This is a genomic window from Streptomyces sp. NPDC007872, assembly GCF_042868165.1.
Lineage (GTDB): Bacteria > Actinomycetota > Actinomycetes > Streptomycetales > Streptomycetaceae > Streptomyces.
Window position 1 is genome coordinate 179,543 of sequence record NZ_JBIAEA010000006.1, and the last position, 23,548, is coordinate 203,090.

The window sequence follows — 23,548 nt, forward strand, 5'->3', positions numbered from 1 at the left end:
ATACAACGAGCACCGGGCGTCGTGATCGCCTCGGTCGCAAGGGTGCGGCTGCTCGTCGTGGTCATGTCTGCAAGTAAAGCACGCACGGTCGTGGACGAAAGGGGGCTGTCCGAATAGCGGACGTCATTGAGACGGTATTCGGACAGTCCCGGAGGCTCCCCTTCCACTTCTTTTCCCTTGCGCGGCCTGCGGGGACGGGAGGGGCGGCGGGCGCGGGCGGAGGCCCGCCGGGGGTTGTTCTGTGGCCAAGGCCACGCGGGCGCGGAGGGCGGCGGGGGGCGACGGAGGGAGGGCGGCGGGAGGCGGCGGGGAGGGCCGCGCGCGTCACGGGGAGGGCCGCGCGCATCGGGTCATTCGGACCGTAATACCCTCGGGCGCATGCTCGACGCCCTGACGGTCGCGGTCTCCGCGGCCGCGCTCGCCCTCGCCGCCTGGTGCGGCTTCGCCGCCTTCCGCGACCGGCCGACCAAGGACTGGCACTTCATCGGCATGGCCGTGGTGACCTTCCTGGTCCTGGTCCAGTTGATCGTCGGCATCGTGCAGCTCGCGCGGGGCGAGAAGGCCGAGGAGGGGACGACGATCTTCGTCGCCTATCTGCTCGGCGCGCTGTGCGCGGTGCCGATCGCCGGGTTCATGTCGCTCGCGGAGCGCAGCCGGTGGGGCTCGGCGACCGTGGCGGCCGGCGCGGTCGTCCTGGCCGTGCTCGAAGTGCGTCTCTACGACATCTGGACGGTGGGCTGACCATGACCGCGACCGAGGGAACGACCCGCCTGGTCAAGGGGCCGGGCATGCTGCTCGTCTGGCTGTACGGCGTGATGTCGGTCGGCGCGGTCTCCCGCTCGATCTACCAGATCGCCACCGAGTTCGACCGGGCGCCGCTCGCGTACTCCCTGTCGGCGGTGGCGGCCGTCGTCTACGTCTTCATCACGTACACGCTGGTACGGGGCGGGGAGAGGGCCCGCAGGGCGGCGCTGGTGTGCTGCGCCGCCGAGCTCGCGGGCGTGCTGGTCGTGGGGACCTGGACGCTGGTCGAGCCGTCCGCCTTCCCGGACGCGACGGTCTGGTCGGACTTCGGCTACGGCTACGTCTTCATCCCGGTGCTGCTGCCGCTGACCGGGATCTGGTGGCTGCGGCGGTCCAGGGTCGTCTAGGGGGTTGTTCCTAGGCGGCCTTCTCCAGGGTCACCAGGGTGAGCCGGGGGCCGAGTTCCCGGGTGGCGACCTGCGCGTACCCCTTGCTGCGGTAGAGGCGCAGGTTGACCTCGCTGCGGTGGCCGGTGAAGAGCTGGAAGCGCTTGGCGGAGGGGGCGGGACCCCCGGTGGCGAAGTGGCGCTCGATGGCGTCCAGGAGCCGGCCGCCGAGGCCGTGCCGCCGCATCCGCGGGTGGACGATGAGCTTGGCGATCCGTACGGTGCCGTCCTCGTCGACGCGGGCCCGCACGGAGGCGACGACCTCGTCGCCGAGACGGGCCACGAGCCCGTGCCCCTCCTCCAGTTCGGCGCGCAGGGCGTCGAGCGACTGGGTGAGCGGTTCGATGGACCAGTCCCCGTAGAGCTCCGCCTCGCTCTGGTAGCAGAGGTACTGCAGCTTCAGGATGTGCTCCGCGTCCCGCGCGTCCGCTGCTGAGATGGTCACACTCAGGCCCATGTGTGCACGCCTCCCGCTCATCTGTCGATCATCGGTTCAACACACCCTTCCCCGACGGCCGGGGGCGGGAACCTCTGCAGCCAGCATTCTGCGCAGGCATCCCAGGCAACGGGAACGCGTCGGCCCCAGACTCCCCTGTGAGATACCCAACTCTCCTGCGATTTCGCGGTAGGTGGGGTCCTGCGGGTCGAGCATCGCGGTGAGGACGCCGGGGCAGCGGCCGGGGGTGCGGGTGACGGCGGCGCGCAGGGCGCGGCGGCCCTCGGCGGCGAGCAGGGAGTGCTCCGGGGAGCCGTGGGGCTCGGCACCGCCCGGCTCGTGGACGGGCTCGTCCCGGTAGGGGCGTTCCCGGTCGCTGGTCCTGCGGGCGCGGCGGGCCTCGGCCCGGACGGCCCGGCGCAGCCACTCGGCGGGTCGCTCGGGGGCGCCGGTCTCCCGGAGGCGCTCCAGGAGGCGGAGCCAGACGGCCTGTTCCAGGTCTCCGGGGTCGACGCCGGCGGCCGGCGCCTCGGCGTCCGACTCGGCGGCGAGGAGCGGGGCGAGTTCGGCGAGGAGGCCGGCCGCCGAGGTGTCGGAGGAGGGGGACGAGGACGAGGACGAGGACGAGGACGAGGACGAGGACGAGGACGTGGAGGCGGTCGCGGGGGCGGATGCGGTCGTGGCCGCGACGGCGGGTGCGGTCGCGGGGACGGTCGCGGCGGCGGGTGTGGCGAGGGTGTCGGGAGCGGTCATGCCCCGCACGATGCCGGGGCACGCGCGCGTGGTTGCGGTCCGGGACGTAAACCACCCGGGAGGGGGGCGTGCGGGCCCGGAGCCCTCCCGGGAGGGGGTGCGGTACGGGTCAGCCGCGGGCGGTGAGGTCCGCGGCGGCGAGCAGGGCCGTGTCCGGGTTGTCGGAGAAGATGCCGTCGATGCCCGTCTCCAGGTACTTCCTCAGGGCCCCGAAGGAGTCGCCGTAGGCGTTCGGGTCGGTGCCCCGGCGGAACTCGGCGGGCAGGAAGGCGTTCTCGTTGCGGTGCGTGTACGGGTGGAGGACGAGCCCGGCCGCGTGCGCGTCGCGGACCAGGGTGGTCGGGGTGCCGAGCCGCCCGGCCGCGTCCCGGGGGATCACCAGGTCGAGCGTGGGCCCGATGCCCTTCGCGTACGAGGAGATCCACCGCAGGCCCTTGGGGGTGATCAGGTCCGCGACCGTGCGCGGGTCCCCGGCCTCGGTGAAGTCCCAGGGGCGGCTGCCCGCACCGGAGAGCAGGACCACGCCGGGGGCGTCGACCAGCTTCGCCAGGCGCTGGATGCTGCTCGGTTCGAAGGACTGGAGGATGACCGGGGAGTGCGCGCGGTGGCGTCCGTACCGGCGCAGCAGCCTGGCGAGCCGCTCCTCCAGGCCGAGGCCGAGGGAGCGGAAGTAGGTGGGGTGCTTGGTCTCGACGTACAGCCAGACCTCGCGGCCCCGGCGGCGGCCCTCCTCGTCGGCCCAGCGCAGCACCTCCTCGAAGGTGGGGACCGTCCAGCGTCCGTCGTAGAGGGTGTTCTCCTGGCGGTTGCCCGGGATGCGCTCCTTCGCCCGCAGGGTCTTGAGCTCGGCGAGCGTGAAGTCCTCGGTGAACCAGCCGGTGAGCTCGGTGCCGTCGACGGTCTTGGTGGTCTTCCGGGAGGCGAACTCGGGGTGGTCGGCGACGTCGGTGGTGCCGGTGATGTCGTTCTCGTGGCGGCAGACCAGGTGGCCGTCCCGGGTGGGGACGAGGTCCTGCTCGATCACGTGGGCGCCCAGGTCGAGCGCGAGCCGGTACGAGCCCAGGGTGTGTTCGGGGCGGTAGCCGCTCGCGCCGCGGTGGCCGATGACGGTGGGGACGGGGAGGGAGCGGTGGCCGCGGCCCCGGCCGTGCGCGCCGCTCGCCCCGGCGCCCGGTGATGCCGGGGCGGCGGCCTGCGCGGTGCCGGCGGTGAGGGCCGTGGAGGCGCCGAGGACGGTGGCGCCCGCCGCGCCGAGAACCGTCCGCCGTGCCGGGGTCCGGCGTTCGCCCTGGGTCATAAGGGATCCTCCTGAGTGGACCGGGGTGTGATGTCCCGCACCTGTCGGCGGTGCCCCCGACGCTAGGCACGGAGCCCCTACGGGCGGCAGACCTGCGCCGAACATGGCGGAAACACGCGTCAACACTGTGTATCCACTCGGTGAACCCGATGTGCGCGCGGTGGTGACCCGCGAGTATCGTCGCCGGGTGCACCGTCGGTGCGGCCGCCTTCGCCCGACCCGCTTCCCACCGGAGGAAACGTTGTCCCGTCTCGCGATCATCAAGGCAGTGCTCGGGCCGGCCATGCGCCTGATGTTCCGCCCCCGCGTGGAGGGCGCCGAGAACATCCCGGGGACGGGTCCCGTGATCCTCGCGGGGAACCACCTGACCTTCATCGACTCGATGATCATGCCGATCTGCCTGGACCGTCCGGTCTACTTCATCGGCAAGGACGAGTACGTGACGGGCAAGGGCCTCAAGGGCCGGGCGATGGCCTGGTTCTTCACCAGCGTCGGCATGATCCCGGTGGACCGGGACGGCGGCCGGGGCGGTGTGGCGGCGCTGATGACGGGCCGCCGGATCCTGGAGGAGGGCAAGGTCTTCTCGATCTACCCGGAGGGCACCCGCTCCCCCGACGGCCGGCTGTACCGGGGGCGTACGGGCATCGCGCGGCTGACCCTGATGACGGGCGCGCCGGTGGTGCCGTTCGCGATGATCGGCACCGACAAGATCCAGCCGGGCGGGGCGGGCTTCCCGCGGCCGGGCCGGGTGACGGTCCGCTTCGGCGAGGCGATGGAGTTCTCGCGGTACGAGGGGATGGACCGCGACCGCTACGTCCTGCGGGCGGTGACGGACTCGGTGATGGCCGAGGTGATGCGGCTCTCCGGGCAGGAGTACGTGGACATGTACGCCACCAAGGCGAAGGCCGCGTAGGTCCCTTACGCACAGGGGGCGCCCCCGTACGGGTCATGCCGTACGGGGGCGCCCTCATGTGTGCGGACCGGCGTCTCAGTGCTCGACGCCGTCCTCCAGCTTCTGGCCCCTGAGCAGGAACCAGGCCGCGACCGCCGTCGCGAGGAGGACCGCCGCGCCGACGCCGGCCGCGATCCGCAGGCCGTCGACGAAGGCCTCCTGGCCGGCCGAGACGAGGGCCGTCGCCGTCTGCGGGGCGAGGGCGCCGGAGGCCTCGACGGCGCCGCCGAGGGACTCGTGGGCGGCCGACGCGACGTCCGAGGGGACGCCGGCCGGGACGGGGAAGCCCCGGTAGACGCCGGTCACGATGGAGCCGAGGACGGCGATGCCGAGCGCGGCGCCCAGCTCGTACGCGGTCTCGGAGACGGCGGACGCGGAACCGGCCTGCTCCTTGGGGACGCTGGAGAGGATCACGTCGGCGGTGACGGTGAAGGAGAAGCCGGCGCCGACGCCGACGACGAGCAGGGCGGAGCCGAGCAGCGGGTAGCCGGTGTGCTGGTCGAGGCCGGTCAGGACGGCGAGGGCGAGGCCGACCGCCGCGAGGCCGCCGGCCACCACGGACCGTACGGAGAAGCGGCGGGCCACGACGCCCGCGACCAGACCGGCGGTGACCGCGCCGACCGCGGCGGGCAGTTCGGCGAGCCCGGCCTCCAGGGGCTGGCGGCCCTGGACCAACTGGAAGAACTGGGACAGGAAGAACACCAGGCCGGAGAGGCCCAGGATGGTCAGCAGGTCCGCCAGGACGGCGCCGGAGAAGCCGCGGTGGCGGAAGAGGCGCATGTCGAGGAGGGGCGCGGGCAGGGTGAGCTGCCTGCGGACGAACCAGGTGAGCGCGCCGGCGCCGGCGAGGGCGGCGAGGCCCGCGTCGAGGGAGGGGCCGTGCGAGGCCAGCTCCTTGATCGCGTAGACGACGCCGATCATGCCGACGAGGGAGAGCGCGACGCTGGGCAGGTCCCAGGGGCCCGGGTCCGGGTTCTTCGACTCGGGGATCAGCTTGATGCCGACGAGGACGAGGACGGCCATGACGGGCAGGTTGATGAGGAAGACCGAGCCCCACCAGAAGTGCTCCAGGAGGAAGCCGCCGACGACCGGTCCGACGGCCGCGCCGGCCGAGGCCATGGCGCCCCAGATGCCGATGGCGAGGCTGCGCTCGCGCGGGTCGTGGAAGAGGTTGCGGATGAGCGCCAGGGTGGACGGCATCAGGGTCGCGCCGGCGACGCCGAGCAGCGCGCGGGCGACGATCATCGTCTCGGGGCTGGTCGCGTAGGCGTTGAGCACGGAGACGGCGCCGAAGGCGGTGGCGCCGATCAGCAGCAGCTTCTTGCGGCCGATGCGGTCGCCGAGGCTGCCCATGGAGACCAGGAGTCCGGCGATGACGAAGGAGTAGACGTCGCCGATCCAGAGGAGCTGGGTGCCGGTGGGTTCGAGGTCCTCGGAGAGGAAGGGGGTGGCGAGGCCGAGCACCGTGGCGTCGACCGCCACGAGCAGCACGGCCAGGACGAGGACGGAGAGGGCGAGCCACCGGCCGGGGCGGTGCGCGCCCTCGGTACGGGCCGTGGTCCTGAGGGTACGGGTGGTCACTTCTCCACGCTCCTGCGCGCTCCGCCGAGCAGCAGCTCGACGATCATGTACTGGAAGTCCTTGGGGGCGACCCGGCCGTCCTGCACGGCCCAGGCGCCGGAGCCGATGAGCCCGTAGAGGGCTTCGGTGAGCCAGGCGGGGGTCAGGTCGATCCGGAAGACGCCGTGCTCCTGTCCGCGCCGGAAGAGCGCGGAGATCCGGGCGTCGATGCGCGCCCAGCCCTCGTTCTGCTGGTCGCCCTCGAAGAGCTGGTTCTCCGTGACGAGGAAGGAGAGCAGGGGGGCGACGGGCTCGACCGCGGAGACGAGCCGGCGTACGGCCTCGTCCTCGGGTCCCTCGTCGATCGCGGCCGCGTCGAGGGCCGCCTCCAGCTCCTGGAGGCCGAGCTCTTCGAGGGCCCGCACCAGGGCGTCGCGCCCGGCGAACTGCCGGTGCAGCGTGGCGCGGCCGATCCCGGCGGCGCGGGCGACCTCGTCCATGGTGGCGGTCGCCTTGCGGGTGAGCAGGGCGGCGGCGGCGCGGAGCACCTGGGTGCGATCGACTGACATGAGACAAGAGTACACCGAATGAGACATCCGTGTCTCATTCAATAAAGCGATGCCTCATCAGAGGTAACCGCGGGCGGCGACGGCGTCACGCCGTACGACCGCGCGTACATGGAGCGGAACCACCGCGCCGCCGCCCCGCTCCCGCGCGTCGACGAGCGGATCGGGTCGATCCGGCCGGACTTCGACGCGCTCGCGGAGTGGGCGGCGGCGCGGTGATCCTCTGGCGTCCTACTGCTTGGCGGTGGCCCAGGCGTGCTGGATCACCAGGTCCGCCTTGACCTCGACGAGCTGGACGGCGACGGCGGAGGGGGCGGTGCCGCCCCGGCCGTCGCGGGAGGCGAGGGCGCCGGGAACATCGAGGACCGTGCGGACCTCGGGGGTGAGGTGCTCGGAGATCTTGGCGAACTGCTCGTCCGTCAGCTCGTCCAGCTCCTTGCCCTCGGACTCGGCGACCTTCACGCACTCGCCGGCCACCTCGTGCGCCACCCGGAACGGCACGCCCTGCCTGACCAGCCACTCCGCGATGTCCGTCGCCAGCGAGAAGCCGGCCGGGGCGAGGGCTTCCATGCGCTCCCGGTGGACGGTGAGCGTGGCCATCATGCCGGTGAAGGCGGGCAGCAGGACCTCGAGCTGGTCGCAGGAGTCGAAGACCGGCTCCTTGTCCTCCTGGAGGTCCCGGTTGTAGGCGAGCGGGAGCGCCTTGAGGGTGGCCATCAGGCCGGTGAGGTTGCCGATGAGGCGGCCGGACTTGCCCCGGGCGAGCTCCGCGATGTCGGGGTTCTTCTTCTGCGGCATGATCGACGAGCCGGTGGAGAAGGCGTCGTGGAGGGTCACGAAGGAGAACTCCTTCGTGTTCCAGATGATGACCTCCTCCGCGATCCGGGAGAGGTTCACCCCGATCATCGCGGTGATGAAGGCGAACTCGGCGGCGAAGTCCCGGGAGGCCGTGCCGTCGATCGAGTTGCCCGCGCTGCCCTTCTCGAAGCCGAGGTCCTTCGCGACCGCCTCCGGGTCGAGGCCGAGGGAGGAGCCGGCGAGGGCGCCGGAGCCGTACGGGGAGACCGCCGTCCGGGTGTCCCACTGCCGCAGCCGCTCGGCGTCCCGGGAGAGGGACTGGACGTGGGCCAGGACGTGGTGGGCGAAGAGCACCGGCTGGGCGTGCTGGAGGTGGGTGCGGCCGGGCATGGCGACGTCCGCGTGCGCCTCGGCGAGGCCGACGAGGGCGTCCTGGAGCTCGGCGAGGAGACCGCCGATGATCCGGGCGTGGTCGCGCAGGTACATCCGGAAGAGGGTGGCGACCTGGTCGTTCCGGGACCGGCCGGCGCGCAGCTTGCCGCCGAGGTCCGGGCCGAGGCGCTCCAGGAGGCCCCGCTCCAGGGCGGTGTGGACGTCCTCGTCGGCGATCGTGCCGACGAAGGAGCCGTCGGCGACGTCCGCCTCCAGCCGGTCGAGCCCGGCCAGCATGCGGGTCAGCTCGTCCTGGGTGAGCAGGCCCGCCGCGTGCAGCACGCGCGCGTGGGCGCGGGATCCGGCGATGTCGTACGGGGCGAGACGCCAGTCGAAGTGGACCGACGCGGACAGCTTCGCCAGGGCCTCGGCGGGACCGTCGGCGAACCGTCCGCCCCAGAGCCGTACGTCACCGTTGTTGCTGCTCACAGCTTCTGCTCCTCGGGAGGGTGGGTGTACCGCCGCCTTCCCGGCCCCGGACCTCGCGACGGGGCAGAGGAAGACGATGGCATAACTATGCAATCCTCCGTATGCTTTGTCAACGCAGGGCGGCGGGTGCGCCCCGGGCCCGATATTCGGCGGCGCCCCCGGCCCCACGGTCCTAGGCTCCACCCATGCCGACCAGCGCTTTCGACGACCTCGCCGACCAGCTCGCCCGGGCCCTGACGGAGACCGACGCGGGCGCGTGGACCGACTTCGACGAGAACGCCCGGGCCGTGCTGCGGTGGGGCTCGCTCGTCCCGCCCGCCCAGACCTGGTTCCCCGGCGCCCCGGGCCGGCGGCCCACCGCCGCCGAGACGGCCGTCGCCCTGTGCGGTCCGGACGGGCGGGTACGGGGGGCCGCCCTCTTCGCCGTGCGCGGCTTCCCCGAGCTCCTCCCCCTGGTCGTCGTCCGGTGCGCCGACTGGGCCGGGCCCGTACGGGAGCGGGCGCGGGCCGTGCTGCGCGCGGAGCTGCCGGGGCTGTCGCCCGGGGCGTTCGGCGTCCTCCTGGCGGTCGCCCTGCGGATCGCGGGCCGGCTGCGCGGGGACGCCGCGCGGGACCTGCTGGCCGGAGCCCTTCACGAAGGGTCCGAGGACCGGGTGACCGCCCTGTTCGCGAGCGGGGACCGGGCCGTCCGGCGGCTCGCCCACCGGGCCGGCGTGGAGCGCGGCCTCCTCTCCCCCGCACAGCTCGCGGAGACCGCCGCCACCGACCCCGACGCGGTCGTCCAGGACCTCTGCGCGAACGCGGTGCTCGCGGCGGTCGGGGACGGCGAGACCGACGGGAACGGCGGGGCCCTTCTCGCTCCGCTCCTGCGCTCCCGGCAGGGGCGGGTGCGGGCCGCCGGGGTCACGGGACTGCGCCGGACGGGGCGGGCCGCCGAGGCCGAGCCGTTCCTGTACGACCGCTCCGCGCTGGTGCGCGCCTGTGCCCGCTGGGTGCTGCGGCAGGCGGGCACGGACCCGCTGCCGCTCTACCGAGCGGGCTGCGCCGCCGGGGCCGGGGTGCCCGACGAAGCCCCGCTCGGACTCGCCGAGTGCGGCGACCGGGCCGTGGACACCCCGGCCCTGTGGGCGCTGGCGCGCCACGGGCGGCCCCGTGTGCGGGCGGGCGCCGTGGCGGGGCTGCGCCGGCTCGACGCCGTACGGGTCGGTCCCCTCGTCCCCCTGCTCGACGACGGTTCGGCGCGGGTCGTGCGGGAGGCCGTGACGGCCCTGCTGCCGTGGGCCGACCGGCTCCCGGCCGACGAGCTCCTCCGGCGCGCGACCACCGCCCCCGCCCCGCACGTCCGGCGGGGTGCGCTGCGGTTGCTCGCCGAGGCCGGGGGTGCGCCGTTCCGGGAGGCCGTCCGGGTGCTCGTCGGCGACCCGGACCCGGTGGTGCGGGACCGGGCGCGCCGGGCGCGGGGAGAAGCGCCTTCTTTCGCAAGGGACTTGCCAAAGGATCGCTCCGGGTGACCGGGCCGGGAAGAATGCGGGTCATGGGAAAGACATACGAACGCATCGACGGACGGTTGCGCGCCTTCATCGAGGAGCAGCCGGTGTTCTTCACCGCCACCGCTCCCCTGACCGGTGACGGGCACGTCAACCTCTCCCCCAAGGGGCGGCGCGGCACCCTCGTGGTGCTCGACGAACTGACCCTCGCCTACGTGGACTTCGGCGGCAGCGGCGCCGAGACGATCGCGCACCTGCGGGAGCCGGGCAACGGGCGGATCACCCTGATGTGGACCGCGTTCGCGGGGCCGCCGACGGTGGTGCGGGTGCACGGGACCGGGGAGGCGGTGTTCCGGGACGATCCCCGCTGGGGCGAGCTGTTCGCCCGGTTCCCGGCCGAGGCCGTGGAGGGACAGGGCAGCGCCCGGGCGATCGTCGTGGTGCGGGCGCGGCTGATCAGGGACGCCTGCGGGTTCGCCGTCCCGCTGATGGAGTACCGGGAGGAACGGACGCTGCACGCCGAGTACTTCAACCGGAAGACGGACGAGGAGTTCAACGCGTACTGCGAGGGCAAGGAGCACCTCGCGCACAGCCTGGACGGGCTGCCCGCGCTCCCGCTGCCGCTGCCGCCGATGCCCGCCGGCGCGGCCGGGTAGACCCGTACGGGTTCCCCGGCGGGCGCGGTCCGGGCCGCGGGCCTAGCCTCGCGCCCATGCGCACCCTCCTCGTCCTCGGCGCCGCCCTGCTCTCCCTGGGCGCCGCCGCGCCCCCGGCGCCCGCCTCCGCCTCCGTACCGCTGCCCGCGCTGATGGCCGACACCGGGGGCGGCTCGCAACTGATCACCGCCGAGGCCGCCGACACCGGCGCCACCACGGGCACGCTCACCTGGTGGGACCGGCGGGGCGGGCGATGGGTGCGGGCCGGGTCCGCGCCCGCGCGGTTCGGCGCCGGCGGCCTCGTCGAGGGGAAGGAGCGGCGGCAGGGGACGAACACCACCCCCACCGGCCTCCACCGGCTTCCGTACGCCTTCGGGAACGAGCCCCCGCCGCCCGGGACCGCCTACCGGTACGCCCGGGTCACCGAGGACTCCTGGTGGTGCCAGGACAACGGCTCCCGCGCGTACAACCGCTGGGTGGAGGGGCTGCCCGACGACTGCCGGGCCGACGAGGCCGAGCACCTCGCCTCGTACCGCACGCAGTACGCGCACGCCCTCGTCATCGGCTTCAACTACCGGCGTCCGGTGCGCGGGCGCGGGGCCGGGATCTTCCTGCACGTGAACGGGAGCGGGGCGACGGCCGGCTGCGTCTCCGTGCCGGCGGACGCCATGCGCGCGGTCCTCGCCTGGGCCGATCCGGCCCGGCGGCCGCACATCGCCGTCGGAACACGGGGCGGTCCGACGGCGATCACGCGCTACTGAGCCCCCGGACTCACTTCTGGGCCAGCTTCAGGAGGTGGTCCGCCAGGGCCTGGCCGCCCACCGGGTCGCGGCTGATCAGCAGGAGGGTGTCGTCGCCCGCGATCGTACCGAGGATGGCGTGCAGTTCGGCCTGGTCGATGGCCGACGCGAGGAACTGGGCGGCGCCCGGCGGGGTCCGCAGGACCACCAGGTTCGCGGAGGCCTCGGCGGAGATCAGCAGTTCGCCGGAGAGGCGCCGCATGCGCTCCTCCTTGGCGGACTCGCCGAGCGGGGCCTGCGGGGTGCGGAAGCCGCCCTCGCTGGGGACCGCGTAGATCAGCTCCCCGCCGGTGTTGCGGATCTTCACCGCGCCCAGCTCGTCGAGGTCGCGGGAGAGCGTCGCCTGCGTGACGCTCAGGCCGTCGTCCGCGAGGAGCTTGGCGAGCTGGCTCTGCGAGCGCACCGGCTGCCGGTTGAGGATGTCGACGATCCTGCGGTGGCGTGCGGTGCGGGTCTGCGGAACGGACGGCCCTCCGTGCTCGTTCTCCTGCGCGTCGGTCATCGTCGTCTCATTCTCCGCTTCGTCCTTGCCCGTTCACCACGTCGAGGACCCCGGGCAGCGCCCGGACGAAGGCGTCCGCCTCGGCGTCGGCGAGGAGCAGCGAAGGCATGATCCGTACGACATCGGGGGCGGGCGCGTTCACCAGGAGGCCGGCGTCCTGAGCCGCCTGCTGCACCTGGGGCGCGAGGGACTCCGTGAGCACGATACCCAGCAGGAGGCCCGCACCACGGACGTGGGAGACCAGCGGGTGGCCCAGGGCCTCGATTCCCTGCCGCAGCCGCTCCCCGACCGCCTTCACGTGGTCGAGGGCCGCGTCGGCGGCGAGGGTGTCCAGGACGGCGAGTCCGGCGGCGCAGGCGACCGGGTTGCCGCCGAAGGTGGTGCCGTGGTGGCCGGGGCCGAAGAGGTCCGCGGCCGGGCCGAAGGCGACGGTCGCGCCGATCGGGAGGCCGCCGCCGAGGCCCTTGGCGAGGGTCACGACGTCCGCCTCGACGCCTTCCGCCTGGGCCGCGAACCAGTGGCCGCAGCGGCCGATGCCGGTCTGGACCTCGTCGAGGACGAGCAGGGTGCCGGTGGCGCGGGTGATCTCCCGGGCCGCCTTCAGGTAGCCGGGGGGCGGGACGACGACGCCGTTCTCGCCCTGGATCGGCTCGATGATCACCAGGGCGGTGTCCTCGGTGACCGCGGCCCGCAGCGCCTCGGCGTCGCCGTACGGCACGTGGGTGACGTCGCCGGGCAGCGGCAGGAAGGGGGTCTGCTTGGCGGGCTGGCCGGTGAGGGCGAGGGAGCCCATGGTCCGGCCGTGGAAGCCGCCGTGCGTGGCGACCATGCGGGGGCGGCCGGTGAGCCGGCCGAGCTTGAAGGCGCCCTCGACGGCCTCGGCGCCCGAGTTGCAGAAGAAGACCCTGCCGGGCCGGCCGAAGAGGCCGAGGAGCCGCTCGGCGAGGGCGACGGGCGGTTCGGCGACGAAGAGGTTGGAGACGTGGCCGAGGGTGCCGACCTGGCGGGTGACGGCCTCGACGACCGCCGGGTGGGCGTGGCCGAGGGCGTTGACGGCGATGCCGCCGACGAGGTCCAGGTACTCCTTGCCGTCGGCGTCCCAGACCCGGGCGCCCTCGCCGCGGACGAGGGGCAGCCGGGGCGTGCCGTAGTTGTTCATGAGCGAGCCCTGCCACCGCCGGGTCAGCTCCGTGTTGCCGGTGCCGCTCATCGGTTCCCCCGTCATCAGTGTTCCCGTCCGTTCCGGTCGTCCGCGACGACCATCGTGCCGATGCCCTCGTCGGTGAAGATCTCCAGGAGGATCGCGTGCGGCACGCGGCCGTCGATCACGCGGGCCGTGGTGACCCCGTTCCGCACGGCGTGCAGGCAGCCCTCCATCTTGGGGACCATGCCGCTGGAGAGCTCGGGCAGCAGCTTCTCCAACTGGCTCGCGGTGAGCCGGCTGATGACCTCGTCGCTGTTCGGCCAGTCCTCGTAGAGGCCCTCGACGTCGGTCAGGACCATCAGGGTCTCGGCACCCAGCGCCGCAGCGAGTGCCGCAGCCGCCGTATCAGCATTGACGTTGTAGACATGTCCGTCGTCCTGGGAGCGTGCGATGGAGGAGACGACCGGGATCCGGCCGTCCTCCAGGAGGGCTTCGATGGCGCCGGTCTCGATGGCGGTGATCTCGCCGACCCGGCCGATGTCGACCTGCTCGCCCTCGATGACCGGCCGGTGCTGGGTGGCGGTGATCGTGCGGGCGTCCTCACCGGTCATGCCGACGGCGAACGGGCCGTGCTGGTTGAGCAGTCCGACCAGCTCGCGCTGGACCTGTCCGGCGAGCACCATCCGCACGACGTCCATCGCCTCGGGGGTGGTGACCCGGAGCCCGGCCTTGAACTCGCTGACCAGGCCGTGCCGGTCGAGGGCGGCGTTGATCTGGGGGCCGCCGCCGTGCACCACGACCGGCCGCAGGCCCGCGTGGCGCAGGAAGACGACGTCCTGGGCGAAGGCGGCCTTGAGGTCGTCGTCGATCATGGCGTTGCCGCCGAACTTCACCACGACGGTCTTGCCGTGGTGCCGGGTGAGCCAGGGCAGCGCCTCGATGAGGATCTGGGCCTTGGGGAGCGCGGTGTGCTTCCGCGTGGCGCCGGTCACGACGAGTACGCGCTGTTCTCGTGGACGTAGTCCGCGGTGAGGTCGTTGGCCCAGATGACGGCGGACTCGGAGCCGGCGGCGAGGTCGGCGGTGATGGTGACCTCCCGGTAGCGCATGTCGACGAGGTCGCGGTCCTCGCCCACGGAGCCGTTCTTGCAGACCCAGACGCCGTTGATGGCCACGTTGAGTTCGTCGGGCTCGAAGGCGGCCGCCGTGGTGCCGATGGCGGAGAGCACGCGGCCCCAGTTGGGGTCCTCGCCGTGGAGGGCGCACTTGAGGAGGTTGTTGCGGGCGATGGAGCGGCCCACCTCGACGGCGTCGTCCTCGGTCGCGGCGTTGACCACCTCGATGCGGATGTCCTTGCTGGCGCCCTCGGCGTCGCCGATGAGCTGGCGGGCGAGGTCGTCGCAGACGGCCCGTACGGCTCCGGTGAACTCCTCCTGGCCTGGGGTGGTCCCGGAGGCGCCGGAGGCGAGGAGCAGGACGGTGTCGTTGGTGGACATGCAGCCGTCGGAGTCGACCCGGTCGAAGGTGACGCGGGTGGCGCCCCGGAGGGCGTCGTCGAGGGCCTCGGCGTCCACGTCGGCGTCGGTGGTGAGGACGACGAGCATGGTGGCGAGGCCGGGGGCGAGCATGCCGGCGCCCTTGGCCATGCCGCCGACCGTCCAGTCGCCCCGGGTGACCACGGCGGTCTTGTGGACGGTGTCGGTGGTCTTGATGGCGATGGCGGCCTTCTCGCCGCCGTGCTCGGAGAGTTCGGCCGCGGCCTTCTCGACGCCGGGGAGCAGCTTGTCCATGGGGAGCAGGACGCCGATGAGGCCGGTGGAGGCGACGGCGACCTCGCCGGCGCCGACCTCCCCGCCCTTCGCGGAGAGGACCTCGGCGACCTTCTCGGCGGTGGCGTGGGTGTCCTGGAAGCCCCGGGGGCCGGTGCAGGCGTTGGCACCGCCGGAGTTGAGGACGACGGCGGTCAGCTCGCCGTCGGCGAGGACCTGCTGGGACCAGACGACGGGGGCGGCCTTGACGCGGTTGGAGGTGAAGACTCCCGCGGCGGCGCGGCGGGGCCCGGTGTTGACCACGAGGGCCAGGTCCGGGTTGCCGTTCTGCTTGATCCCGGCGGCGATGCCCGCCGCCGTGAATCCCTTCGCTGCGGTGACGCTCACTGTTCTTCTCCGTTCGCTTCTCCGCCCGCGCAGCGCAGAGGTGCGGGCTTCGTCGTCATCTGCAGACCGGTGGCTGCGCGTGCGTCGCTCACGGAGCGACTCCGATCGTGGAAAGTCCGGTGCTCTCGGGGAGGCCGAGGGCGATGTTCATGCTCTGCACCGCGCCGCCGGCGGTGCCCTTGGTGAGGTTGTCGATGGCGCTGATCGCGATGATCCGGCGGGCGCCGGGGTCGTACGCGACCTGGACCTGGACGGCGTTGGAGCCGTAGACGGACGCGGTCGCCGGCCACTGCCCCTCGGGGAGCAGGTGGACGAACGGCTCGTCCGCGAAGGCCTTCTCGTACGCGGTGCGCACGGCCTCGGCGGTGACGCCCGGCTTCGCGGCGGCCGTGCAGGTGGCGAGGATGCCGCGGGGCATCGGGGCCAGGGTGGGGGTGAAGGAGACGGTGACCCGCTCCCCCGCCGGTCCGCTGAGGTTCTGGATCATCTCGGGGGTGTGGCGGTGGCCGCCGCCGACGCCGTACGGGGACATGCTGCCCATGACCTCGCTGCCGAGCAGGTGCGGCTTGGCCGCCTTGCCGGCGCCGGAGGTCCCGGAGGCGGCGACGATCACGGCCTCGGGCTCGGCGAGGCCGTCCGCGTACGCCGGGAAGAGCGCGAGCGAGACGGCGGTGGGGTAGCAGCCGGGCACCGCGACGCGCCTGGACCCTTGGAGCGCGGCACGGGCGCCCGGCAGTTCGGGGAGGCCGTAGGGCCAGGTTCCGGCGTGCGGGGAGCCGTAGTACGTCTCCCAGTCGGCGGGGTCCTCGAGGCGGAAGTCGGCGCCCATGTCGACGACGAGGACGTCCGGGCCGAGCTGCTCGGCGACGGCGGCGGACTGGCCGTGCGGCAGCGCGAGGAAGACGACGTCGTGCCCGGCGAGCTCCTCGGCGGCGGTGGGCACGAGGACGCGGTCGGCGAGCGGGAGCAGGTGGGGCTGGAGGGCCCCGAGTCGCTGACCGGCGTTGGAGTGGCCGGTCAGGGCCCCGATCTCGACGTGGGGGTGCGCCAGGAGCAGGCGCAGGAGCTCTCCGCCCGCGTATCCGCTCGCACCCGCCACCGCTACTCGTACCGTCATCGAAACCCTCCTCATGGATGGCATGACTATACGCAGGCTTGCAGTTTTATGCAACGAGTCGCGAGGGGCCGCCGACCACACCTCACGCGGCCCCGCTCGGGGCGTCGGCGTCATTCGGCGGCGGAACGGCTCTCGCGCTCCCGGTTCCAGTGGACGACCGCGGAGAGGCGGTGGTCGTGCTCGTAGCCCGGCCGGAAGAGCGGGCCCAGGTGCCGGACCGCCTCCTCGGTGCGCGGGTCGTGGCGCCGGAGGAGGCCGTAGGCGGCATGGAGCCGCGTCTCGAAGTCGTCCTCGTCGCACAGGGCCGCGAGGGCGTCGGCGATCGCCCCGGCGCGGTCCGCGCCGTTCGCGACGGCCTCCGCCGCGCGGGCCCGCACCCCGGCCGCCGGGTCCCGGAGCAGGGCGACGACGGCGTCCGTGAAACCGGGACCGGCGCCGTGGGCCGCGACCACCGCCCGGACGGCTTCGGCGCGCACCTCGTGGTCCTCGTCCCCGGCGAGCGCGAGCAGGGCGGCGCGGGTCGCCGCGCCGGGGGCGGGACCCTCCCCGTCGAACAGCAGGACGGGGACCCGGGCGCGGACACGCGGATCCGGGTGACCGGCGTGCCGCAGTCCCACGGCCTCCAGGTCCCGGTGCTCCGCCTCGCTCAGGACGCGGAGCACCTCGGCGAGGACGCGGGAGTCGTCCTCGCCGCCGGCCGCCCAGGCGACGAGCAGCTCCGCCGTCTCCCGCTCGTAGGAGTTCCGCCAGTTCGAGGTGAAGAGGAGGTGGAGGCGGAGGACGTCGAGGACGAACAGCCGGCGCTCCGGATCCGGGCCGTGGCGGTGTGCCGTGACGGCCGACCACGTCTCCCTGCTGCGACGCCCGTCGAGGGTCCACAGGGCGGAGGACCGGTCGACGTGCTCGGGATCGCGCCGCGCCACGGCCCTGGCCACCAGTTCGTCCACGGGCGCCAGGACGCGGAACGCCCGTTCCAGGCCGGTGAGGATCGCGCCGTGCCCGTCGCGGACCGTCAGGCCGCCGAGCGTCAGCTCCGACACGGAGTGGTACTCGTCGTCCCTCACCCGCGCCCGGCGGACGGGGCCGGGCTCCCCCGTCCTGTCGCGGAGCCCGCCCTCCGCGCCCCGCTCGTACCAGTGCCGGGCCAGGGCGAGCAGCCGCCCCCTCTCCGCCTCCGGGAGGCGCAGCCGGGGCTCCCGGCCCAGCACGGCCCCCGCCACCGCCGGAGAACCGCCGTCGACCGCCCGTACCAGCGGGGTCGTTCCGTCCGGCAGCTCCCGGTCCGGATCCGCGCCGCCCTCGACGAGCGCCTCCGCGACGGCGGCGTCGTAGGCGGCGACCGCCAGGCAGAGCACCGGCAGGCCGTCGTCCGCGACCGCGTCCGGATCCGCCCCGGCCTCCAGCAAGGCGGTCACGGCTTCCGCGTCCCCCCGCCGGACCGCCGCCACGAGCCGCGCGTCGTCCATGTTCCGCCCTCCCCCGTCTCGTACCGGAACGGATCGCCGGCCGCCCGTCCCGGTTCACCACGCACGTTACGTCGGAGGCGGCCGCGTCAAGGATGCGGGCGAGCGAGCACGGCCCCTCCCCCGGCCCGGCGGCGCGACCGCCCTCGCGCCCCCGCCCCCCTCACGGGTTTTCCCGGGGCTCCCCCGCGCCCTCTTTGCATGACCATGCGAGATGATGCATACTCTTCCCATGTCCAAGGTCCTCACCTCCCTGCCCGCCGGCGAGCGCGTCGGCATCGCCTTCTCCGGCGGCCTCGACACCTCCGTCGCCGTCGCATGGATGCGCGACAAGGGCGCCGTCCCCTGCACCTACACCGCCGACATCGGCCAGTACGACGAGCCCGACATCGCCTCGGTGCCCGGCCGCGCGAAGACCTACGGTGCCGAGATCGCGCGCCTGGTCGACTGCCGGGCGGCGCTGGTCGAGGAGGGCCTCGCCGCGCTCACCTGCGGCGCGTTCCACATCCGCTCGGGCGGCCGCGCCTACTTCAACACCACGCCCCTGGGCCGCGCCGTCACCGGCACCCTGCTGGTCCGGGCGATGCTGGAGGACGACGTCCAGATCTGGGGCGACGGATCGACCTTCAAGGGCAACGACATCGAGCGGTTCTACCGCTACGGTCTGCTCGCCAACCCGCACCTGCGGATCTACAAGCCGTGGCTGGACACCGACTTCGTGACCGAGCTGGGCGGCCGCAAGGAGATGTCGGAGTGGCTCCTCGCCCACGACCTCCCCTACCGGGACAGCACGGAGAAGGCGTACTCCACCGACGCCAACATCTGGGGCGCCACCCACGAGGCCAAGACCCTGGAGCACCTGGACACGGGCGTCGAGACCGTGGAGCCCATCATGGGCGTCCGGTTCTGGGACCCGTCGGTCGAGATCGCCGCCGAGGACGTGACGATCGGCTTCGACCAGGGCCGCCCGGTCACCGTCAACGGCAAGGAGTTCTCCTCCGCCGTCGACCTCGTCATGGAGGCCAACGCCATCGGCGGCCGCCACGGCATGGGCATGTCGGACCAGATCGAGAACCGGATCATCGAGGCCAAGAGCCGGGGCATCTACGAGGCCCCCGGCATGGCCCTGCTGCACGCCGCGTACGAGCGCCTGGTCAACGCGATCCACAACGAGGACACCCTCGCCCAGTACCACAACGAGGGCCGGCGCCTCGGCCGGCTCATGTACGAGGGCCGGTGGCTGGACCCGCAGGCCCTCATGGTCCGCGAGTCGCTCCAGCGCTGGGTCGGCGCGGCCGTCACCGGTGAGGTGACCCTGCGGCTGCGGCGCGGCGAGGACTACTCGATCCTCGACACCACGGGCCCGGCGTTCAGCTACCACCCGGACAAGCTGTCCATGGAGCGCACCGAGGACTCGGCCTTCGGCCCGTCGGACCGGATCGGCCAGCTCACCATGCGGAACCTCGACATCGCCGACTCCCGCGCCAAGCTGGAGCAGTACGCGGGCCTCGGCCTGATCGGCACCGCCGGCCCGGCCATCGGCGCCGCCCAGGCCGCCGCGACCGGACTGATCGGCAACATGCCGGAGGGCGGGGCCGAGGCCATCGCCTCGCGCGGCGCGTCCTCCGACGAGGACGAGCTGCTCGACCGGGCCGCGATGGAGTCCGGCACGGACTGACGGCGGACACCGGGCGACGGCTCGTCAATACGGCCCGTACGTACGGCCCGTTCGTTCGTACGTGCGTGTGGTCGGCGCCCTGTCAGCCACGGAAGGCCGGTTCGGCACCCTCGGTGCCGGGCCGGCCCTTTCGCGTCCCGGCGTTCCCGGGCGGGGCGGCCCGTTCCTCCGGGCGGCGGCCCCGCGGCGCGGCCGCGCGGGAGACCAGTTCGTCGCGCATCCGGGTCAGCCGGGCGATCTCCTCGTCGAGGGCCGCGATCCGCCGGTCGACGACCGTGGAGGTCCGCACGCAGACGCCCTCCGGGATCCGCCGGGAGCGGATCGCGTCCACGTCGAGGAGGGGGAGGCGGTCCACGCAGGCGCGGACGTCCTCGATCGTCAGGCCGAGGGCGAGGAGCTCGCGCACCACGCGCACGCGTGCCACATCGTCCGGGCCGTACTCCCGCTGACCGGACGGGGTGCGGACGGGCGGTGGGAGGAGACCCCGCTGCTCGTACAGGCGCAGGGCCCTGGGTGTGGTCCCCGCCGCTGCCGCCGCGTCGCCGATCCGCATGCCGTCCGCCCTCCGCCGTGGCCCGGACGGCCACCTCCGTCAGGGCAACTCGACCACGACCGCGCCGAGGTGCCGCCCCGTCATCACCTCGCGCAACGCCCCGGCGGCCCGTTCCATGCCCGCCACCCGGACGTGCGGGAAGGTGATCTCGCCGGCGCGGAGCCAGCTTCCGAAGCGCTCCCGCCACTCGGCGTCCGCCTCCGGGTGGTCGAGCGGGCTGAAGCCGCGCAGCGCGATCCGCTTGAGGACGAGCGCGTACGAATCGAGCTCCACGCGCGCGGTGGCACCGGTCCCGGTGGGGTCGAGCTGGCCGGAGAGGGCGCCGACGAGGACGGCGCGGGCTCCGGGGCGGGCCGCGTCGACGGCCGCGCGCAACTGTTCGCCGCCGACGTTGTCGAAGATCACGTCGATGCCGTCGGGCGCGGCCCCGGCGAGCTGGGCGGCGAGGGGCTCGCCGGTGTCCCGCACGACGGCCGCGTCGTAGCCGAGTCCGGAGACGAGCCGCTCGGCCTTGGCCGGTGAGCCGGTGGTGCCGACGACCCGGCCCGCGCCGAGGAGCCGGGCGATCTGCCCGGCCATCGTGCCCACCGCGCCCGCCCCGCCGGTCACGAGGACCGTGTCGCCGGCGCGCACCTCCGCGCCCCGGGTGAGGGCCGCGTACGCGGTCCTGCCCTGGGAGAGGTGGGCGACCGGGTCGGGCAGCGCGTCGCCGAGGGGCGTGCAGGCGGAGACGGGGACGGCGGCGTACTCGCGCCAGCCCTGCCAGTGGAAGACCGGCTCTCCAGGGCGCGGGCCGCCGGGCGGAGCGGACACGACCTCGCCGACGGCCGCGCCGAACAGCGTGTCGCCCGGCTCGACGGACGGCAGGGGCGCGCCCTCGATCCGGCCGGAGATGAGGGTCCGCAGGGCGGCCTGGACCGCGAACCAGCGGTTCCTGACGAGGACTTCGCCGGGGGCGGGGACGGGGAGCGCGGTCGTGACGAGTTCGAGGTGCTCGGGGGACGGGAGGCCGTGCGCGGGGCGGGTGCGCAGCCGGATCTCGCGGTGGGTGGCCATGGCGGGCTCCAGGGAGGAGGGCGGGCGGGTCGGCGGGACCGTAAACCCTGACCCGCGGGTCAGGGTCAAGCCCGCCGGGCTCCCCTGGGACCCGTCCGACCCTGATCCGCCGGACGCCCCCTAGCGGCGGACCGCGCGCAGGACCACGAACTTCGGGTCGCTCGCGACCAGTTCGCCGTTGCCGAAGATCCGGCGGAGGGTGACGTGGTAGCCGAGGTGCCGGTTGCCGACGACCCACAGTTCGCCGCCGGGGCGCAGGGCGCGCCGGGCGTCGGCGAACATGCGGCGGGCGGTGCGGTCGGTGGTGGCCTGGTGGCTGTGGAACGGCGGGTTGTTGAGGACCAGGTCCATCGAGCCGGGGGCCAGGTCCGCGAGCCCGTCGCCGACGAGGAACTCGGCCGCGCGCCCGTCGCCCGCGTGGGCGCGGAAGTTCTCCCGGGCCGAGGCGACGGCCTGGTACGACTCGTCGGTGAAGACCAGCTCCGCCCCGGGCTCGGCGAGGGCGACCGCGAGGCCCACCACGCCGTTGCCGCAGCCGAGGTCCGCGACGCGGGCCCGGCCGAGGCCGCGGGGCAGGTGCGCGAGGAGGAACCGGGTGCCGATGTCGAGGCGGTCGGCGCAGAAGACGCCGGCGTGGTTGGTGACGGTCCGCCCGGGGAGGCCGGGCGCGGGGGTGTCGCCGGGGAGGTCGTAGCGGTACGGCCAGGGGTTCGGGCCCGGGGCGGCGGCGGGGTCGGGGGTGGTGTGGATCAGCCGGGCCTTCTTCACCGCGAGGGAGGTGCGGGTGGGGCCGAGGATCCGCTCGAAGAGCTTCAGCGTGGAGGTGTGGATCTCCTTGACCATGCCGGTGCCGACGACGACGGTGCCCTCGTGGACGGCGGGGGCGAGGCGGTGGAGCTGGTCCTCCAGGAGCGCGAGGCTCTTGGGGACGCGGACGAGGAGCACGTCGATCCGCTCGGGCGGCGGGTCCTGGGTGGTGAGCAGCCGGACGGCGTCCGGGGCGGCGCCGGCGCGCGCGAGGTTGGTCCGTGTCGCCCTCCCGCCGAGGTACGAGTCGGTGATCTGCACCAGTTCGCCGGGGCCCGCCGCCCGGAGCGCGGTGACGAGGGCTCCCCAGCGGTCGCCGAGGACGACGACGGTGCCGGAGAGGTCGGTGCCGGTGTCGGCCAGGTGCCCCAGGAGGTACTCGTCGGACGCGTCCCAGGCGCGCAGCGGGTCGCGCGGGTCCTCGGGGTGGCGGGTCAGCGTGAAGGCGCCCCATGACGTGCTCAAACGGTTCATCGTGGGTTCAGGCTAGCCGGTCGCGGGGCCGGGCCCGCCCTGCCCGCCGTACGCCCTTCTCCGCCGTACGCCCCGCTCCGCCGCCGTGCGCCCCCGCCCCCGTCCCGGCGGCGCGGACCGTCAGCGCAGGGCCGCGTCGAGCTGGAGGTGCCAGAGGCCGGGGCGGCCGGCGAGGGTGACGGTGGAGAGGGGTCGGACGTCGACGTTCCAGTACGTGGCGGGCGGCGCCTTCAGGGCGTACACGAGGGCGGCCCGTACGACGGAGGGCTCGGCGACGGCAACGATGTCGCAGTCCTCGGCGGGCCGGGTGTCGAGCCAGTTCCCTATCCGGGTGATGAAGGCGAGGAGCGGTTCGCCGCCGTGCGGGGCGGTGCGGGCGTCGGTGAGCCAGGCGTCGACGGCGGCCGGTTCGAGGGCGGCGACCTCGGCGAGGGTCAGGCCGCGCCAGCGGCCCATGTCGCAGTCGCGCAGGGCGGGCTGGACGAGGGGCGCGTAGCCGAGGGCGGTGCCGGTGGCGCGGCTGCGCGGGGTCGGGGAGCAGTAGCGCAGTTCGGCCGCGCCGAGCGGGATGAGCGCGGGCGCGGCCTGCTGCACCTCGTACCAGCCGGCCTCGTCCATCGGCCGGTCGTCGTCGAAGCGTTCGGCGAGCAGGGAGGAGCTGCGTGCCGCCGTGACGAACGTCACTCGAAGACCCATGGCCGCGATCGTGAGGCCGGTGGCGCCGCTGGTCAAGGGTTCGCTTCGGGGGACGGAGGGGGCCGGGGCCGGGGCCGCCCGAGAGCCGTCCACTTGTCCGGATTTCGCAGTGGCGCGAAACCCACCTCCTCGTCCACGCCGTGCGCGCCGGCGGTGGTGGGCACGACGCGGCTCGGCCCGTACGGCTCCGGGAGGTCCCGGACGGGGGTGACGGACGCGGAGCCGGGTCCGGCGCCCCGGGCCGGGTGGTCGGCGTGGACGTCGCGGAGCCGGGCGGAGGTGGCGTAGTCGGTGACGACGTGCGCGGAGGCGTTCGCCCCGCCGCTCTCGCGGGGGTGGGCGCCGGGGCCGGGCGGGCCCGCGACGGCCCGGTCCCGCTTCTCCCGAGGTCGGGCGTGGGCCCGGCGGGTGGTGGTGGAGGTCCGGCGGTGGACGCGGGCGGCGGCGGTCCGGGCGGGGCCGGACGAGATCTCGTACGCCCCGTGCATGACGGGGTCCTCCGGAAGGGTGCGGCCACCGACGGGCGGAGGCTTCCGGGAGCGCGGGG

The 23,548-nt window shown here is 74.1% G+C and carries 24 protein-coding genes; 7 read left to right on the forward strand and 17 right to left on the reverse strand.

Annotated features, from left to right (window positions below):
* Positions 1-378: 378 nt before the first annotated feature.
* Positions 379-741: a hypothetical protein gene (locus ACFYNX_RS22700; protein ID WP_365539939.1), complete on the forward strand. Its 363-nt coding sequence runs from the start codon at positions 379-381 to the stop codon at positions 739-741.
* Between the two features lie 2 nt (positions 742-743).
* On the forward strand, positions 744-1,151 hold the full coding sequence (locus tag ACFYNX_RS22705) for a hypothetical protein (RefSeq protein ID WP_125665930.1): 408 nt from the start codon (positions 744-746) through the stop codon (positions 1,149-1,151).
* Between the two features lie 10 nt (positions 1,152-1,161).
* On the opposite strand, the gene ACFYNX_RS22710 is transcribed toward ACFYNX_RS22705, so the two are convergent.
* The 3 genes from ACFYNX_RS22710 to ACFYNX_RS22720 all read right to left on the reverse strand — a co-directional run bounded on the left by ACFYNX_RS22710 (position 1,162) and on the right by ACFYNX_RS22720 (position 3,676).
* On the reverse strand, positions 1,162-1,647 hold the full coding sequence (locus tag ACFYNX_RS22710; protein WP_365539941.1) for a GNAT family N-acetyltransferase: 486 nt from the start codon (positions 1,645-1,647) through the stop codon (positions 1,162-1,164).
* 36 nt (positions 1,648-1,683) lie between these two features.
* A complete protein-coding gene (locus tag ACFYNX_RS22715; protein ID WP_388663630.1) occupies positions 1,684-2,379 on the reverse strand; it encodes a sigma-70 family RNA polymerase sigma factor in 696 nt (231 codons plus the stop codon).
* 109 nt (positions 2,380-2,488) lie between these two features.
* Entirely contained in the window at positions 2,489-3,676 is a 1,188-nt protein-coding gene (locus ACFYNX_RS22720; protein ID WP_365539943.1) for a glycerophosphodiester phosphodiesterase, read from the reverse strand.
* Between the two features lie 241 nt (positions 3,677-3,917).
* Here ACFYNX_RS22720 and ACFYNX_RS22725 point away from each other — a divergent pair, with 241 nt between their 5' ends.
* A complete protein-coding gene (locus ACFYNX_RS22725) occupies positions 3,918-4,589 on the forward strand; it encodes a 1-acyl-sn-glycerol-3-phosphate acyltransferase (protein ID WP_125665922.1) in 672 nt (223 codons plus the stop codon).
* 75 nt (positions 4,590-4,664) lie between these two features.
* On the opposite strand, the gene ACFYNX_RS22730 is transcribed toward ACFYNX_RS22725, so the two are convergent.
* The 3 genes from ACFYNX_RS22730 to argH form a co-directional block, all read right to left on the reverse strand.
* The gene (locus tag ACFYNX_RS22730; RefSeq protein WP_365539944.1) at positions 4,665-6,209 is read right to left on the reverse strand and encodes an MFS transporter; all 1,545 of its coding nucleotides are present in this window, start codon (positions 6,207-6,209) and stop codon (positions 4,665-4,667) included.
* The gene (locus ACFYNX_RS22735) at positions 6,206-6,757 is read right to left on the reverse strand and encodes a helix-turn-helix domain-containing protein (protein ID WP_365539945.1); all 552 of its coding nucleotides are present in this window, start codon (positions 6,755-6,757) and stop codon (positions 6,206-6,208) included. The genes ACFYNX_RS22730 and ACFYNX_RS22735 overlap by 4 nt, the downstream gene beginning before the upstream one ends.
* A 228-nt stretch (positions 6,758-6,985) precedes the next feature.
* Positions 6,986-8,413, reverse strand: a complete 1,428-nt coding sequence (gene argH / locus ACFYNX_RS22740) for an argininosuccinate lyase (RefSeq protein ID WP_365539946.1) — start codon at positions 8,411-8,413, stop codon at positions 6,986-6,988.
* Positions 8,414-8,598: 185 nt separating this feature from the next.
* Between argH and ACFYNX_RS22745 the strand changes: the two genes are divergently transcribed.
* Genes ACFYNX_RS22745 through ACFYNX_RS22755 form a run of 3 tightly spaced genes read left to right on the forward strand, consistent with a single transcriptional unit; the run spans position 8,599 to position 11,317 of the window.
* Positions 8,599-9,924 carry a hypothetical protein gene (locus ACFYNX_RS22745; RefSeq protein ID WP_388663634.1) on the forward strand — a complete coding sequence of 442 codons (1,326 nt, stop codon included), beginning with the start codon at positions 8,599-8,601 and terminating at the stop codon, positions 9,922-9,924.
* A 23-nt stretch (positions 9,925-9,947) separates the two neighbouring features.
* Positions 9,948-10,556, forward strand: a complete 609-nt coding sequence (locus ACFYNX_RS22750; RefSeq protein ID WP_365539948.1) for a pyridoxamine 5'-phosphate oxidase family protein — start codon at positions 9,948-9,950, stop codon at positions 10,554-10,556.
* A 56-nt stretch (positions 10,557-10,612) separates the two neighbouring features.
* Positions 10,613-11,317 carry a L,D-transpeptidase gene (locus ACFYNX_RS22755; RefSeq protein WP_388663636.1) on the forward strand — a complete coding sequence of 235 codons (705 nt, stop codon included), beginning with the start codon at positions 10,613-10,615 and terminating at the stop codon, positions 11,315-11,317.
* Positions 11,318-11,327: 10 nt separating this feature from the next.
* Here ACFYNX_RS22755 and ACFYNX_RS22760 read toward each other — a convergent pair whose 3' ends face one another.
* The 6 genes from ACFYNX_RS22760 to ACFYNX_RS22785 form a co-directional block, all read right to left on the reverse strand.
* On the reverse strand, positions 11,328-11,858 hold the full coding sequence (locus ACFYNX_RS22760; RefSeq protein ID WP_030214728.1) for an arginine repressor: 531 nt from the start codon (positions 11,856-11,858) through the stop codon (positions 11,328-11,330).
* Between the two features lie 7 nt (positions 11,859-11,865).
* Complete coding sequence (locus tag ACFYNX_RS22765) at positions 11,866-13,068, reverse strand: acetylornithine transaminase (RefSeq protein WP_388663926.1); 1,203 nt, start codon at positions 13,066-13,068, stop codon at positions 11,866-11,868.
* Positions 13,069-13,082: 14 nt separating this feature from the next.
* Positions 13,083-13,994, reverse strand: a complete 912-nt coding sequence (gene argB, locus ACFYNX_RS22770) for an acetylglutamate kinase (protein WP_365539950.1) — start codon at positions 13,992-13,994, stop codon at positions 13,083-13,085.
* Positions 13,991-15,157: a bifunctional glutamate N-acetyltransferase/amino-acid acetyltransferase ArgJ gene (gene argJ, locus ACFYNX_RS22775; protein ID WP_365539951.1), complete on the reverse strand. Its 1,167-nt coding sequence runs from the start codon at positions 15,155-15,157 to the stop codon at positions 13,991-13,993. The genes argB and argJ overlap by 4 nt, the downstream gene beginning before the upstream one ends.
* 88 nt (positions 15,158-15,245) lie before the next feature.
* Positions 15,246-16,274: an N-acetyl-gamma-glutamyl-phosphate reductase gene (argC, locus tag ACFYNX_RS22780; RefSeq protein ID WP_388663640.1), complete on the reverse strand. Its 1,029-nt coding sequence runs from the start codon at positions 16,272-16,274 to the stop codon at positions 15,246-15,248.
* A 110-nt stretch (positions 16,275-16,384) separates the two neighbouring features.
* Positions 16,385-17,740: an ankyrin repeat domain-containing protein gene (locus ACFYNX_RS22785; protein WP_388663642.1), complete on the reverse strand. Its 1,356-nt coding sequence runs from the start codon at positions 17,738-17,740 to the stop codon at positions 16,385-16,387.
* 229 nt (positions 17,741-17,969) lie between these two features.
* Between ACFYNX_RS22785 and argG the strand changes: the two genes are divergently transcribed.
* On the forward strand, positions 17,970-19,415 hold the full coding sequence (gene argG / locus ACFYNX_RS22790; protein WP_125668573.1) for an argininosuccinate synthase: 1,446 nt from the start codon (positions 17,970-17,972) through the stop codon (positions 19,413-19,415).
* 82 nt (positions 19,416-19,497) lie between these two features.
* Here the strand turns inward: argG and ACFYNX_RS22795 are convergent, their stop codons facing one another.
* The 5 genes from ACFYNX_RS22795 to ACFYNX_RS22815 form a co-directional block, all read right to left on the reverse strand.
* Complete coding sequence (locus ACFYNX_RS22795; protein ID WP_365539954.1) at positions 19,498-19,968, reverse strand: MerR family transcriptional regulator; 471 nt, start codon at positions 19,966-19,968, stop codon at positions 19,498-19,500.
* Between the two features lie 39 nt (positions 19,969-20,007).
* On the reverse strand, positions 20,008-21,024 hold the full coding sequence (locus ACFYNX_RS22800; RefSeq protein WP_388663645.1) for an MDR family NADP-dependent oxidoreductase: 1,017 nt from the start codon (positions 21,022-21,024) through the stop codon (positions 20,008-20,010).
* 120 nt (positions 21,025-21,144) lie between these two features.
* A complete protein-coding gene (locus ACFYNX_RS22805; protein WP_388663647.1) occupies positions 21,145-22,305 on the reverse strand; it encodes a methyltransferase in 1,161 nt (386 codons plus the stop codon).
* 120 nt (positions 22,306-22,425) lie between these two features.
* On the reverse strand, positions 22,426-23,001 hold the full coding sequence (locus ACFYNX_RS22810; RefSeq protein WP_125668497.1) for a histidine phosphatase family protein: 576 nt from the start codon (positions 22,999-23,001) through the stop codon (positions 22,426-22,428).
* 32 nt (positions 23,002-23,033) lie between these two features.
* Entirely contained in the window at positions 23,034-23,489 is a 456-nt protein-coding gene (locus ACFYNX_RS22815; RefSeq protein ID WP_388663650.1) for a GNAT family N-acetyltransferase, read from the reverse strand.
* Between the last annotated feature and the right edge of the window lie 59 nt (positions 23,490-23,548).

Excerpts from the sequence above, each read along its gene's own strand:
- ACFYNX_RS22700 (WP_365539939.1), top strand. The coding sequence starts at position 379 with ATGCTCGACGCCCTGACGGTCGCGGTCTCCGCGGCCGCGCTCGCCCTC.
- ACFYNX_RS22705 (WP_125665930.1), top strand. The coding sequence starts at position 744 with ATGACCGCGACCGAGGGAACGACCCGCCTGGTCAAGGGGCCGGGCATG.
- ACFYNX_RS22710 (WP_365539941.1), bottom strand. The coding sequence starts at position 1,647 with ATGGGCCTGAGTGTGACCATCTCAGCAGCGGACGCGCGGGACGCGGAG.
- ACFYNX_RS22715 (WP_388663630.1), bottom strand. The coding sequence starts at position 2,379 with ATGACCGCTCCCGACACCCTCGCCACACCCGCCGCCGCGACCGTCCCC.
- ACFYNX_RS22720 (WP_365539943.1), bottom strand. The coding sequence starts at position 3,676 with ATGACCCAGGGCGAACGCCGGACCCCGGCACGGCGGACGGTTCTCGGC.
- ACFYNX_RS22735 (WP_365539945.1), bottom strand. The coding sequence starts at position 6,757 with ATGTCAGTCGATCGCACCCAGGTGCTCCGCGCCGCCGCCGCCCTGCTC.
- ACFYNX_RS22745 (WP_388663634.1), top strand. The coding sequence starts at position 8,599 with ATGCCGACCAGCGCTTTCGACGACCTCGCCGACCAGCTCGCCCGGGCC.
- ACFYNX_RS22750 (WP_365539948.1), top strand. The coding sequence starts at position 9,948 with ATGGGAAAGACATACGAACGCATCGACGGACGGTTGCGCGCCTTCATC.
- ACFYNX_RS22755 (WP_388663636.1), top strand. The coding sequence starts at position 10,613 with ATGCGCACCCTCCTCGTCCTCGGCGCCGCCCTGCTCTCCCTGGGCGCC.
- ACFYNX_RS22760 (WP_030214728.1), bottom strand. The coding sequence starts at position 11,858 with ATGACCGACGCGCAGGAGAACGAGCACGGAGGGCCGTCCGTTCCGCAG.
- ACFYNX_RS22765 (WP_388663926.1), bottom strand. The coding sequence starts at position 13,068 with ATGAGCGGCACCGGCAACACGGAGCTGACCCGGCGGTGGCAGGGCTCG.
- argC (WP_388663640.1), bottom strand. The coding sequence starts at position 16,274 with ATGACGGTACGAGTAGCGGTGGCGGGTGCGAGCGGATACGCGGGCGGA.
- ACFYNX_RS22785 (WP_388663642.1), bottom strand. The coding sequence starts at position 17,740 with ATGGACGACGCGCGGCTCGTGGCGGCGGTCCGGCGGGGGGACGCGGAA.
- argG (WP_125668573.1), top strand. The coding sequence starts at position 17,970 with ATGTCCAAGGTCCTCACCTCCCTGCCCGCCGGCGAGCGCGTCGGCATC.
- ACFYNX_RS22795 (WP_365539954.1), bottom strand. The coding sequence starts at position 19,968 with ATGCGGATCGGCGACGCGGCGGCAGCGGCGGGGACCACACCCAGGGCC.
- ACFYNX_RS22800 (WP_388663645.1), bottom strand. The coding sequence starts at position 21,024 with ATGGCCACCCACCGCGAGATCCGGCTGCGCACCCGCCCCGCGCACGGC.
- ACFYNX_RS22805 (WP_388663647.1), bottom strand. The coding sequence starts at position 22,305 with ATGAACCGTTTGAGCACGTCATGGGGCGCCTTCACGCTGACCCGCCAC.
- ACFYNX_RS22810 (WP_125668497.1), bottom strand. The coding sequence starts at position 23,001 with ATGGGTCTTCGAGTGACGTTCGTCACGGCGGCACGCAGCTCCTCCCTG.
- ACFYNX_RS22815 (WP_388663650.1), bottom strand. The coding sequence starts at position 23,489 with ATGCACGGGGCGTACGAGATCTCGTCCGGCCCCGCCCGGACCGCCGCC.